Genomic DNA, 505 nt, shown 5'->3' with positions numbered 1-505 from the left:
TGGCGCGCCATCCTTCCACACCGTTACGCCGCCACGCACGACATGCAAGGCCCTTCCCCCCAGCGTGACGCCCGCGTACAGGCCGCCCGCATCCGCCGGTCGGGTTTCCTCCGCATCGGGATCCCACACGACGAGATCCGCATCCGCGCCGGGCATGATCGCCCCCTTGCGCGGGTAGATGTTGAAGGCGCGGGCCGCGGCTTCCGCCGTGACGTACACGAATTCCTCCGCCGTCAGCAGTCCCAACTGCACGCCATGCCCCCAGACCACGCGCATGCGTTCCGCAAGGCCCTCCGTCAGCCCCGCACCCTGTCCGGTGGGGGAAAAACCGCTGGCGACCATGCCCGGATTGCCCGACACCAGCGCCCCCCACAGCGCATGGCGGTGGCTGGCGTCGCGAAAGGGCGGCACGGTGATGTAAGGGTCATGGGTGGCGTCGCCATCGGGGTCGTACACCGCTTCATCCAGCACCAGGTGCGCGGCCAGCACATGCCCGTCCACCCGC

General features: G+C 69.7%; 1 protein-coding gene. It reads right to left on the bottom strand.

Features of this window, described 5'->3' with window-relative positions:
- On the bottom strand, positions 1-489 hold a 489-nt coding region (locus JCM25156_RS20180; protein ID WP_242402772.1), incomplete at its 3' end, for an amidohydrolase family protein.
- Between the last annotated feature and the right edge of the window lie 16 nt (positions 490-505).

The organism is Komagataeibacter kakiaceti JCM 25156, assembly GCF_000613305.1.
The sequence above is the reverse complement of the archived record's forward strand: the minus strand, read 5'-3'. Positions and strand labels throughout refer to the sequence as shown.